The sequence below is a fragment of the Euzebya pacifica genome (genome assembly GCF_003344865.1).
Classification (GTDB): Bacteria; Actinomycetota; Nitriliruptoria; order Euzebyales; family Euzebyaceae; genus Euzebya; species Euzebya pacifica.
The window spans coordinates 461771-473452 of the sequence record NZ_CP031165.1; the positions used below are offsets into that span (position 1 = coordinate 461771).

9 protein-coding genes are annotated in these 11682 nt (G+C 70.6%); 5 read left to right on the top strand and 4 right to left on the bottom strand.

Annotated elements, in window-relative coordinates; genetic code table 11:
- Positions 1-2: 2 nt before the first annotated feature.
- The 3 genes from DVS28_RS01825 to DVS28_RS01835 form a co-directional block, all read right to left on the bottom strand.
- A complete protein-coding gene (locus DVS28_RS01825) occupies positions 3-1850 on the bottom strand; it encodes a signal peptidase I (RefSeq protein WP_114589934.1) in 1848 nt (615 codons plus the stop codon).
- Entirely contained in the window at positions 1847-4114 is a 2268-nt protein-coding gene (locus DVS28_RS01830; RefSeq protein ID WP_164709814.1) for a signal peptidase I, read from the bottom strand. Before DVS28_RS01830 ends, DVS28_RS01825 begins: the two co-directional genes overlap by 4 nt.
- An 82-nt stretch (positions 4115-4196) precedes the next feature.
- Positions 4197-4829: a hypothetical protein gene (locus tag DVS28_RS01835; RefSeq protein WP_164709815.1), complete on the bottom strand. Its 633-nt coding sequence runs from the start codon at positions 4827-4829 to the stop codon at positions 4197-4199.
- 346 nt (positions 4830-5175) lie between these two features.
- Between DVS28_RS01835 and DVS28_RS01840 the strand changes: the two genes are divergently transcribed.
- The 5 genes from DVS28_RS01840 to DVS28_RS01860 are packed head-to-tail and all read left to right on the top strand — an operon-like array spanning position 5176 to position 10149.
- Positions 5176-6741: a GGDEF domain-containing protein gene (locus tag DVS28_RS01840; protein WP_164709816.1), complete on the top strand. Its 1566-nt coding sequence runs from the start codon at positions 5176-5178 to the stop codon at positions 6739-6741.
- 54 nt (positions 6742-6795) lie between these two features.
- On the top strand, positions 6796-7413 hold the full coding sequence (locus tag DVS28_RS01845) for a hypothetical protein (protein ID WP_114589938.1): 618 nt from the start codon (positions 6796-6798) through the stop codon (positions 7411-7413).
- 1 nt (position 7414) lies between these two features.
- Positions 7415-7987, top strand: a complete 573-nt coding sequence (locus DVS28_RS01850; RefSeq protein WP_114589939.1) for a signal peptidase I — start codon at positions 7415-7417, stop codon at positions 7985-7987.
- A 2-nt stretch (positions 7988-7989) separates the two neighbouring features.
- A complete protein-coding gene (locus DVS28_RS01855; RefSeq protein WP_114589940.1) occupies positions 7990-8865 on the top strand; it encodes a hypothetical protein in 876 nt (291 codons plus the stop codon).
- Positions 8866-8877: 12 nt separating this feature from the next.
- Positions 8878-10149 carry a TlpA disulfide reductase family protein gene (locus tag DVS28_RS01860; protein WP_114589941.1) on the top strand — a complete coding sequence of 424 codons (1272 nt, stop codon included), beginning with the start codon at positions 8878-8880 and terminating at the stop codon, positions 10147-10149.
- On the opposite strand, the gene DVS28_RS01865 is transcribed toward DVS28_RS01860, so the two are convergent.
- The gene (locus DVS28_RS01865) at positions 10138-11286 is read right to left on the bottom strand and encodes a PrnB family protein (protein ID WP_114589942.1); all 1149 of its coding nucleotides are present in this window, start codon (positions 11284-11286) and stop codon (positions 10138-10140) included. The two genes, DVS28_RS01860 and DVS28_RS01865, sit on opposite strands and share 12 nt — an antisense overlap.
- Positions 11287-11682: the final 396 nt, after the last annotated feature.

Genomic DNA, 11682 nt, shown 5'->3' on the forward strand with positions numbered 1-11682 from the left:
GGCTACTGGGTCGGACGGATCGCCAGCATGACCATGATCCCGTCGTCGTTGATCGACGCGGTGGCGGTCCTGGTGCCGGTTGCGCCGGTACCGGCGATCGACTGCTGGGCCACCTCGATGGTCCGCGACAGGCTCCAGTCCTCGTAGATCTCCGTCATCGCCGGGTCCGGGGTGATCGTGTTGCCACGATCGGTGCCCTCCTCGTGGAAATGGAGGGTCAGCAGCCGGGTGTTGGCGACCGATGTCGTGATCGAGGGTGCGGTCAGGATGTCCTGCTTGATGTAGGTCACGCCGGTGTGGCTGTCGAAGGGCTGGACCTGGTCCACGCCGCGGAACGCCAGCATCACCGAGGCGCCGGCATAGGTGCTGCCGCCGGAGGTGAACGTGTAGCCGGTGCCGGGGTCGCCCGCCGTCGCGATGCGCCAGAACACCCGGGTATAGGCGCCCTCGACCGGTTCGTCGTCGGCGCGGAGCAGGTTCCAGCCGGCCGGCGCGTTGACGGTGCCGCTACCGGTACCGGTGAACACCACCAGCAGGTCGCCGGCCTGCACGCTGCCGGGAACCGTGTGAGTGGCGCTGCTGCCGAGCGGCTGGAACGAGGTGTTGGTCACGAAGGTCGGGGCCGGCGCGCTGCAGCTGGTGGTCAGGTTTACCGTTGCAGGTGCCGACCGCCAGGTCCCCTTGTAGGCACTCAGTCCCCACGTGTAAGTGGTGTTGTTGCTGACCGTGGTGTCGGCGAACGTCTGGGTGCTGGCGGGGTCGATCCGGCGTTGGGGGGAGGACGTCCGCTGCAGGGCGTAGCCCTGGGCCTGCGGTGACGTGGTCGCGGTCCAGTCCAGCGTGACCGTCGGGGTCGTACCGCTGCAGCTCTGGGTGGCCGTCAGGTTGGTGGGCGGGGCAAGGACCGCTGCCGCGAAGCTGTTGGAGGGGTTGGCGGTGGCCGCCACGAAGGTCGCGGTCGAGGCAAGGGTGACCACCACCATCGCGATGGAGGTGAGGGTCCCACTGAAGGGAGCGGGCTTCAACCGGCGGGTCAGGCGGCCCTCCGTCCACGAGCGACGCCACCGGCCGAGGCGCAGCTGCGGGCCGCGCGGGTCGATCAGCAGGATCAGCAACGGCCAGAGGACGGAGAGGACGCCGAGCTCGGTCACGACCAGGCCGGCGGTGACCGCAGCCAGGGTCGTGGGTCCCCAGCGTCGCACAGGCCCGGCCACCGCTGCCGGTCCACCGAGCACGCGTGACAGGCGGCCGGTCGGGCGTCGCGTGGTCCGGGCGTGTTCGGTCGGGGCGTTCGGGTCGACGAGGTCCCTGATCCGTGCGACCACGACCCAGGCGGTGATGGTGAGCAGCGCCCAGACGGCTGCGGTCGCCGGCGCGTCGCGCAACCACAACATCGGCAGGCCGATGTAGGGCACCAGCAGCCGGCCGGCCCCCATCACCGCGTCGGGCTGGATGGCGGTGGAGTCGGCCACCCCGGACCCGTCGCCGCGAGTCCGGAACGAGCCGTCGTCCAGCCGTTCGACGATCCGGTGGGTGACCAGCATGTCAGGCCATGCCGGATCGTCGAAGGTGATGATCGTGCCCCTGTCCAGGGTGGCCACGTCGACATCGGTGTCCACCAGGACCACGTCGCCGGGCTGGATCACCGGCAGCATCGACCCGGCGTCGATCATGACCGGTTGCCAGCGGAACCCGACCATCGGGCCCAGCACCCACATCGCGAGCAGGAACAGCACCCACAGGTAGGTGGCGGCGCTGGCCAGCACGAGGACCCGCCGCCACGTGCGAGCGGCGGACCAAGTCGTGCCGTCGCGTTCGGGCTCGGGGGTGGCGGAACTGCGCGTGCTCATCTGACGTACTCCCAGTGCCACGGCTCCCGAGGGATCGTCCTGAACCCGTAGCGGCCCGCGTTGTCGACCAACCACTGCCCGACGCCTCCGCTGACGTCGAGGTCGACGGCACGACCCATCCCGTGGTTGCTGGTTCCGGGTGTCGCGGCCAGCCCTCCTTGGGAGTACAGCCCCTTGCGTGCGGCAACATCGACCTGCTGCTCGTAGGTCCGGTAGGAGTCGGTGATCCGATCGGTCAGGCTGAGGCCGAGGTCGGCTTGGATCGCCGCGTCCATCGACAGGAACGCCACAGCGGCATCGCCCTGGAGCCGATGGTGGTCGGTGATCGACGCCAGGGCGTCGGGGTCGAGCCGGCCGTTGCGCCCGTCCGCCGGTGGGATGGCGCTGCGGACCGAGGCGAAGCCACCCGACGCCGGCCGCAGCGCCACGAGGAACCCGCCCCACGCCGAGCTCGCGGCCGACGTCGCGGTTCGCGTGCCGGTCGGCCCCACCGCGGCCACGACCTCGTCGGCGGCGAGGATGGTCCGGGTCCCGGCTGTGCCCTGTGCCCGGACGGCCATCCCGCCCGGCGGCGTGATCGTGGTGGACGTCGACTGGAACCACAGCCCCACGACGGTGGTGTCGGGGTCAGCGGTGGTCACTTCGTTCTGGACCAGGGTGGCTGTGGACGGGTCCTGGTGGTCGGAGGTGGAGACGAACGGCGAGGACTGGTCGACGCCGTCGTACACCAGCATCGTGGCGGCGCCCACGCCCGCCCGCACCGTGAAGGTCTGGGTGGTGCCCGCGTCGCCAGCCGTGGCGATGCGGTACCACAGGCGAACGAACTGGTTGGATGCGAAGGCGTCCTTGCTGCGGTGCAGGGTCCAGCCCGCCGGTGCGCTGTGGTTCTGGTGTTCATCAGCGCCGAGGAAGACCACGAGGAGGTCGCCGACCTGCACGTAACTCGGGACGGTCATCGGGTACTCGCCGGATGCGTTCTGGGCCACGATGGCCGAGAGTGGGACCGAGCAGTTCGTCGTGAGGCTGACCGTCGCCGGGGTGGACGTCCAGTCGCCGTCGAGGGTGGTCAGCGTCCAGGTGTAGGCGGTGTTGTTGGCCGTGCCCGTGTCGACATGGCTGGACGCCGTCCCCGGCGTCACGGGACCAAGGTTCGTGGCACCGCGAGTCAGGCTGTACCCGTCCGCGTCAGGGGAGGCCGTCGGGGTCCAGTTCAGGGTCACCGTGGGAGTGGTGCCGCTGCAGCTCTGCGTCGCGGTCAGGTTCGTCGGTGGCGCCAGCGTTGCTGCGGCGAAGCTGTTGGTCGGGTTTGCGCTCGCGGCCACGAACGTCGCGGTGGAGGCGAGGGTCACGACGACCATCACGACCGACAGGGCGGTGCCGCCGAGGGGCGCCGGGGCCAGCCGACGGGTCACGCGTCCCTCTCGCCACCTGCGGTGCCACCGGCCGATCGGCAGGTGCGGACCGCACGGGTCGACGAGGAGGATGAACAGCGGCCAGGCGATCGGCAGCGGGCCGAGCTCGGTGACAAGGAGGCCGGCGGTCACCGCTGACAGCGTGGTCGGACCCCAACGGCGGACGAGGCCCGCGATGGGAGTCGGACCGCCCGACACTCGCCGGGCGGCTCGGGCGATGCGGCCACGTGGCCGGCGTCGTCGGGCCGACGTGCCTCCGGCCGGTGCGTCGGCGTCCCCGCCGGTCAGCGGCCGCGCCAGCTCCTTGACCCGGGCAACGACGAGCCATGCGGTGAGGGTCATCAGAACCCAGACCCCGGCGGCCGTCGGGTCCTGATCGACCCACAACATCGGCAGGCCGATGAAGGGGACCAGCAGGCGGCCCGAACCGAGGATCGCCTCGGGCTGGATCGACGTCGAGTCGGCCACGGCAGACCCGTCGCCCCGTGTGCGATAGGCCCCGTCGTCCAGCTGCTCGACGATGCGGTGGGTGACCAGCAGGTCGTCCCACGCCGGGTCCTCGAAGGTGATGACCGTGCCCGGGCTGAGGTCGTCGACGTCGGCGTCGGTGTCGACGAGGACGACGTCGCCGGGGTTGATCGCGGGCGTCATCGACCCGGCGTCGATCATCACCGGCTGCCAGCGGAACCCGACCATGGGCCCGAGCACCCACAGTGCCAGGCAGACCAGCACCCAGAGGTAGGTGGCGGCCGCCACCAGCACGACGACCCGACGCCACAACAGCCTGTTGTCGGGTCGTGACCGGGAAACGACAGGGACCGAGACGGTCGCATCGGGTGATGCACCAGCCATCTCGGTCACCGTCCTTTCCCCTCGTGGATCGGGACGGGCCCCGAGGTGTCGGAGCCCGTCCCTGCTGTCTGCGTGCTATGGACTAGACGCCGGCCTGGATCTCCCAGACGAAGTCGACGGTCGCGGAGTCGCCCTGCGCGTCGTTGGCGGTGTCGGCGCCGAGGGTCACCTGGATGCGGAAGGCGCGGGTCTCGGGGGTGCCTGCGGGGGTCCACGACGGGTCGATACCGTCGACGTAGCCGGTGTGGTCGGCTGCGAAGCCGCCCAGGGTGCCGTCACTGCCGACCGGGGTGCCGGAGGTGTACACGGTGGTGGCGGTCGGCACGCCGGTGGCGCAGGTCTCGCCCGCGGCGTAGACGTCGACGACGACGTCGAGGTCATCGGACAGGGTCGCCGCCGCACCGGCGTCGGCGGCACCGTCGACGTCGGTCAGGTTCGCGGCGAACAGGCGGACCCCGCTGTTGGAGCTGGCGTCGCCGTTGTAGGTGACGTCGAAGCATTCGGTGGCGCTGTCGCCGGGGACCCAGCCGGAGGCGTTGAACCTGGCGGAGGTGGGGGCGTCGTGGGTCAGCGCCAGCGAACCGGCCGCGAAGCTGTTGTTGTCGTTGACGGTCTGTGCGGTGAATGCGGCACGGGAAGTGGTCAGCACCAGGCCCGAGACGAGTAGTACTGCCACGAACGCGGCGAATGAGACGACTTGCAACTTTCCGGTCATGAGATGTGCTCCTGTATGTGGGTATCGACACCCCCTTGGGAGCGCATCGATGTGGATGTGGATTCGTTGTTGGCATCGACGGGACTGGTTGCACCTTTAGCGACCTTTTCTTCTTTCGGGGGTCCTGGAGCCCTTGTTCTCGCGGTTTTGTCCAGATGGGCCACTCGGAACTACGTATACGAGTGGCGCATTCATACGTATGTGACTCGGTTCAGTGTGAAGTCATACGACCCGTCGGCCGAAGCGTGCTGACGCCGTGCTGTTGTCATCGCAACAACTGCTCACGATGTCGCCATTGATGCCGATATCCCTATGGACAACATCCAATTCGAGAGGGGGAATGACCATGCAGGGCGACACGTCGCAACGACACGAATCACTCGTGCCCGTGCTGGACCGCGCGCGATATCTCGCGGGCTTCCGGACACTCGCCACGGTCGTCCTCGTCGTGCATGCGTTCACCGAGTGGTCGACGTGGCAGGTCGACCCCTTGCAGGTGGTCGGCATCGCAGCCGCCTACGCTGCGCTGACCTGGCTGCTGGCCTGGCGGATGCGGGAGGAGCCCAACCACCGGGGCCTGACCGTGCTCAACGCCACCCTGTTGCTCGACGGGATCGCGATCGGCCTGCTGGCGTACTGGACAGGGTGGATGGCCAGCCCGCTGCGATACCTCTTCGTCGTCCATGCCCTCGCCGTCACCCTCGGCGCCTCGTTCCGCAGCGGCATCAAGATCTGCGTCTGGCACGTGCTGGTCGTCCTGTCACTCGCAGAGGCCGACGCGGTCGGCGTCCTCGTGCGACCGGCCGGTCAGGCGTCAGGCGACGAACCATGGTGGTTCCTCGGCCTGACTGCTGCGGCGGTCCTCGTGGCCGCGTCGGGGGCGTGGGTCAACGAACGCGACCTGCGGCGCAACCGGTTCGACCTGGACGCCCTGGCAACCATGGGGTCCCGCTTCGAGCAGCTCGACAGTCCCGCGGAGACCGCACGGGTTGCCGTCGAGGCGATCTCCTCCACCTTCGAGACCGAACGAGTGGTCCTGTTCGAGGCGGCTGGCGGATCCCTCCAGCCCCTGGCATCAGTCGGTTCGGTCGGTCCGGTCGCCGGCCTGTCCTCCGACATCGGCTCCGGCGTGCTGGACCGGGTCGTGACGTCTCGCGAGATCGTGCTGGCCGCCAGCCTGTCCCCGCGGGACGACGTCTGGTTGGCCTCGTTGCTTCCGGCCGCCACGAACCTGGTGATCATCCCGTTGGTGGCCGACGACGCGGTCTCCGCCGTCCTCGTGGTCGAACACGGCCCGAAGTTCGGCAGCCGGCTGGAGCGTCGCAGCCATGACATGATCCTCCGCTTCGCCGCCCATGTCGGGCTGGCGTGGTCCAACGCCATGATGGCCGAACGGATCCGCGAGATCGCCCGCCGCGACGGGCTGACGGGTCTGTTCAACCGTCGAGCCTTCGACGAGTCCCTTGCGATGGAGCTCGACCGTGCCAGCCGAACCGGCACGGCTGTCGGCCTGGCGATGATCGACATCGACCACTTCAAGCGGCTCAACGACGGGCACGGCCACCAGGTCGGCGACGAGGTCCTGCGTGTCGTCGGCGAGGTCCTGCGGGAGGAGTCCCGACGGATGGACGTCGCGGCACGGTACGGCGGCGAGGAGTTCGCCGTCATCTTCCCCGGTGCCGACACCGCTGACTGCACCCTGGCAGGCGAGCGGATGCGCAGTGCCCTGGCCGCCGCGGCTGGGCCCGTGCCGATCACGGTCTCCGTCGGGGTCGCCAGCGTCCGCGCATCCGCTTCCTCACCCGATGTCCTCATCCGGCGCGCGGACGACGCGCTGTACCGGGCCAAGGCCCAGGGACGCAACCGGGTGTGCACCGCCCGGCCCGCGTCCCCGGTCCGGTCCATCGCCTGACCCCACCCCCTGATTTCGATTTCCCCCCGATTGTCAAGAGAAGGAGAGCCCGACATGGAACAACGCCGACACAACACCCGAACAGTGGTGCTCGTGATGCTGGCCGCCCTCGCGGTGGTCTTCGTCCTGGTGCTCCGCACGTCGAGCGCCGCGTTCACGGCCACCACCGACAACGACGGCAACAGCTTCGTCGCCGGTGACGTCGTGTTGTCCGACGACGATGCAACCACGCAGTCGCTGTTCACCGAGACCGCCTTCGCGCCGGGCTCCACCGTGCGCGAATGCATCGAGGTCACCTACGACGGCACGATCCCCGACCCGGCTGCCGTGCGTCTGTACTCCGGCGGCTTCACCGACGTCCCGGGCCCCGACCCGACGTCGACCGGCCTGTCGGACCACCTGGTCCTGACCGTGGAGGAGGGGACCGGCGCCACGTTCGGGGACTGCTCCACCTTCGTCGCGGGATCGACCATCGTCTCCGGCATCACCCTCGCCGCGTTCGACACCGCCCGGACCGACTATGCCACCGGCGCCGGGGTCTGGGACCCCTCGGCAACCGGCGAGGCCATCAGCTACCGCTTCAGCGTGACCCTCGACGCCACCACGACCCCCAACGAGGAGCAGGGCGCCGGGACCTCCGACATCGCCTTCGTCTGGGAAGTCACGAGCTGACGTGGCCACCGACGTCCTGGCCGCCGACGGCCTGACCGGCGCATCGTTGGAGCGTCGTGCACCGACGATCGGCACGTTCGTCGTGGCCCTCTTCTACCTCTGCGTCCTCGGATGGCTGATCGTGTGCGTGGCCGTGCCGGCGGTCGGGTTCGGTCTCGACCCGGTCGTCATCACCTCCGGGTCGATGCAGCCGGGCATCCGCGCAGGTGACGTCGTCATGCTGGCCCACCCCGAGGACGTCGACCACATCGCCCCCGGCACGGTCGTGGCCTTCCGTGACCCGACCCGTCCCGGCGGCTTGATCACGCACCGGGTCACCGGCATGACGCCGGCGGGGGACTATCGCACCCGCGGCGATGCTAACGCCGATGCCGACTCCACCCCCGTGCCGGCCGACGACGTCGTCGGCGTCGCGCACCTGCTGGTGCCGATCATCGGTACCCCCGTGGTGTGGTTGGAGCAGAACACGGGCCTGTTCGTCCTCTGGGGCCTGATCACCGTCGCGGCCTGCGTGATCGCCAGCCGCCCACCCAACGACGAGGCCGGTCCGACCGCCTCGGGGGACGTTGCCTGACCATGGCTGGATACCGGGTTGATGCCGCCGTGGAGCGGGGCCGGATGCGGCCGCGCCTGCTCGGCGTGCGCCTCCTGACCGCGCTCGCCGCGCTCGTCCTGGCCGGCGGGTTGGTCGTGCGGATGTCGGCGCCGCTCAGCAGCACCTCGCCCAGCGCACGGCAGGTCCTCAGCTCCAACGGGGTGCTCGAGCTCCACGCCGACCGCGACACGCCGTTGTTCGACCAGGTGTCGCTGCTGCCGGGGCAGCCGGTTGCCGCGTGCACCCGTCTGCGGACCGACGCGCTGGACGACCCGGCGCCGATCCAGCTGTCGATGAAGGGGTACCAGGGGAGCGAAGCCCTGGCCGCCGCCACGCAGATGACCGTCGAGCACGGCGTGGTCGAGGACGATGCGGCTGGATGTGGGTCCTTCGTGGTGGACGCCGTCGTCGTCAGCGGGTCCATCGCCGACCTGCAGGCCCGACACGGCATGGACGGCACGCCGATCGACGGTGGAGACCCGTCCGCCGGCCAGACCGATACGTGGCTCCGGGTCACCGTCGAGCTGCCGCAGTCGGCACCCTCGGCCGTGCAGGGCCAGGCGATCGGTGACCTCGGGCTGCGGTGGTCCACGTCGATGGCGTCCCCGGCCGAACGGGGCTTCCGCGACCGGGCCACGCTGGTGATGGCTGCGGTGACCGAGCACTCCGTCATCCCGCTGATGCTCGTCGTCGTCCTTGCCCTGCTGTTCCTCGGCGTCCAGGACCGGTTCGACCGGCGGGACCCCAAGCTGGCGCTCGCCCCCATCGTGCGTGGGGCCGTGGTGTTCGAGCCCCCGCCCGAGCGTCCGCCGCTGGTCGGTGCTGGTCAGGGTGGGAACAGGACTCTGCGCACGTAGGTTGTCGGGGGCATGGTCGTGCCCTGGCAGCTTGTCTGGCGGCTCGCCGCGGCGATCGCCGTCGGTGTGGTCGCCCTGTTCGGCGTGGGGGCCCGACGCGAGCGCCTGAACGTGACGTTGGATGTGGTCCTGTCCCTCGTCCTCGGTGCGGTGGTGGGCGGCCGGCTGATGGTGCTGGCGCTGGATGTGGCGTTGCTCGGCGCGTTGCCCGATCCCCGCGCCCTGCTCGGCCTCGGCCCGGGCCTGTCGGTGCCGGGGGCCCTGCTGGGCGCGACGGTCGCGGGATGGCGTCGTCGAGGTGTGCCGGTCGAGGTCTGGGCCGACGTCGGGGTGGGCGTGGCGGCGGGGCTGGCCGGGTTCGCGGCGGTGCACCTGCCGGGCGGCCTGGCCGCCAACGTCGTCCGTGCGGTGGGGTTGTCCGCGGGTGCCGTGTGGTTGTGGCGTGCGGATGCGTCGAGGTGGCATCCGGGCCTGCGGCTGCTCGCGGTGGTCTCGACGGTCCACCTGGTCTCCTCGGCGCTGGTGCCGAGCCTGCCGACCGTCGACACCGACCTCGACGTCGTCCTGACCCTCGTCGTGGGCGTGGGCGCCCTGCTGACCCATCCGCGGGTCGCGGCGTCCGTGCGCCGCATCGCGGGGGTTGCGATGGGGCTGCTGGGGGCCGTGGTGGTCCTGTCGGTGGTGCTGTCGGTCCCGGCGGAATCGGTGCTGCCGTCGGGGTCGGGGTCTGGCTCGGTGGCTGGGTCGGCGTCGCTCGTCGGTGCGATCGTGGGCGGGTCGGCTTCTGGGTCGGGCTCTGGCGAGTCGGGCTCGGGCTCTGGCGAGTCAGGCTCTGGCGAGTCAGGCTCTGGCGGGTCGGGCTCCGGGTCGGGCTCGGGCTCTGGCGAGTCCGGGGGCGTGCCGGCTTGGGGTGGGGAGGAGCTGGCGGCCTTCGTCGAGGGGCAGGAGCTGCCGGTCGTGGTCAACCTGTGGGCCTCCTGGTGTCCGCCGTGCCATGCGGAAGCGGCCGCGGTGGGTCGTGCCGCTCGGGCGCTGGAGGGGCGGGCGGTCGTGCTCGGGGTGCTGGTCGACGACGACCCGGCGGATGGGCAGGAGTTCGCCGACCGGTACGGGCTGGGGTTCCCGACGGTGGTCGATGCGGGGGTCAGCGACGCGGTGGGGATGGCCGGGCTGCCCACGACCGTGGTCCTGTCCGCTGATGGGTCCGTGGTGCAACGGGTCGTCGGCGGGGTCAGCCAGGGAACGCTGGCCGATGCGGTCGAGCGGGCGGGTTCAGCCGGCTGACAACCGTCCCGCGGCTGTGTCGGTGCGGGCCTCGCGGAGGAACACGGCGAAGTCGGTGCCACCCGTGCCCGTGCGTTCGGCGTCGCCGGAGGGGGCCACGACGTACTCCATCGCCAGCGCCATGTGCCGACGACGGAACAGCTCGAGCTCGTCGACGGCGGCGTTGTAGGCCTCGGTGAGGCGACGGGACCCGTCGGTGTCGGCCACGTGGCGGATGCGGGAGGTGGCGGCCAGGTCGGCCAGGTAGCGCCGGTGCGCGGGCGGCATGTAGTCGCGCATGTGGTCGAGGAACGGGCCGGCGGTGGGGCCGTGGACGATCCCCAACCCGGCGTCGAGGGCCTGGACCAGCGAGCTCTGCCCGGCGCTTCCTCCGGCCAGCATCACTGGGGCGGGCGAGACACCTTCGTAGACCACCCCGGGGGCGGGCCAGCCAGCCAGGAAGGGACGGAGGCGGTGGTAGAAGATGTGCGGGTCGCACCACTCCCGCATGCGGGCCAGCGCCACATTGAGGGACGGCATGGCGTCGGCGACGACGGTCAGGTGCAACTCGAGGGCGTCGATGTCGTCGTTCGCCGAGGCGTTCGCCGCGTCGTGGAGGGCGGCGAGGACGGGGGCGCCTGCCAGCTCCACGCCGAGGGTGGCGGTGAAGAACCACGTCTCGTCGGTGCCGCCCATGACCGTCTGGAGCAGCTCGCTGTTGTCGGCCGAGACGGGCTCGGTGGGGTCGATGCGTCGCCAGTTCCACAGGCACATCGAAGCGTGGTGGACGATCGGTTGCCGTCCGAGGGTGCGGGCGAGCTGCCACAGCGGCCTGGCGAGCTGGGCGGGTATGCGCAGGTTGCTGTCGGGGTCGCTCCACACCCAGGCGTTGGCCAGCGTGGTCAGGACGAGGAGGACGCGTTCCTGCTCGTGGCGGGTGGCGGCTGCAGAGGCGTCGACCTCGGGCATGGCCTCGACCGCCCGTCGGACCCGTTTCCAGCGGAGGAGCCCGGGAAGGTCGTCGGCCACGGTGGCGAGGGGGGCGAACGCCTCGGGAAGGTCGATCAGCGGGTCAGTGTCGGGGACGAAGCCGGTCGTCGGGCTGACCTCGTAGGACTCCAGGTCGGCCAGCGTCGACGGGGGAGGGGCAGCGGCCATGTGCCCATCATCCCAGACCCGTGTCGCGGGGTGATGTCACACCCCAGGTCCAGTGTGATCGGTGGGAGAAGGACTGGGTTCTCGGGGAGGACTGGGTCTTCGGGAGGCGGTGGGTACGGAGATGACGGTGGTGGACCGGCGGGTGGCCGGTGGACGTCGCGTGTGGGCGACGGGGCTGGGTCGTGTGTGTGCCGGGCCCCGCGGGGTGATGTCACACCCCAGGTCTAGGTTGATCGGTAGGTGATGGGTTGGGTCTTCGGGAGGAGGTGAGTGCGGGGATGAGTGCGGCGGTGGCCGGCGGAGGTCGCGTGTTGGCGACGGGGCTGGGTCGTGTGTGTGCATGGGCCCGCGGGGTGATGTCACACCCCCGGTCCAGTGTGATTGTCAACAGCGGGC

What these genes read in the sequence shown, in the direction of transcription:
- DVS28_RS01825 (WP_114589934.1), bottom strand. Translation starts at nt 1,850, where the DNA reads ATGAGCACGCGCAGTTCCGCCACCCCCGAGCCCGAACGCGACGGCACG.
- DVS28_RS01830 (WP_164709814.1), bottom strand. Translation starts at nt 4,114, where the DNA reads ATGGCTGGTGCATCACCCGATGCGACCGTCTCGGTCCCTGTCGTTTCC.
- DVS28_RS01835 (WP_164709815.1), bottom strand. Translation starts at nt 4,829, where the DNA reads ATGACCGGAAAGTTGCAAGTCGTCTCATTCGCCGCGTTCGTGGCAGTA.
- DVS28_RS01840 (WP_164709816.1), top strand. Translation starts at nt 5,176, where the DNA reads ATGCAGGGCGACACGTCGCAACGACACGAATCACTCGTGCCCGTGCTG.
- DVS28_RS01845 (WP_114589938.1), top strand. Translation starts at nt 6,796, where the DNA reads ATGGAACAACGCCGACACAACACCCGAACAGTGGTGCTCGTGATGCTG.
- DVS28_RS01855 (WP_114589940.1), top strand. Translation starts at nt 7,990, where the DNA reads ATGGCTGGATACCGGGTTGATGCCGCCGTGGAGCGGGGCCGGATGCGG.
- DVS28_RS01860 (WP_114589941.1), top strand. Translation starts at nt 8,878, where the DNA reads ATGGTCGTGCCCTGGCAGCTTGTCTGGCGGCTCGCCGCGGCGATCGCC.
- DVS28_RS01865 (WP_114589942.1), bottom strand. Translation starts at nt 11,286, where the DNA reads ATGGCCGCTGCCCCTCCCCCGTCGACGCTGGCCGACCTGGAGTCCTAC.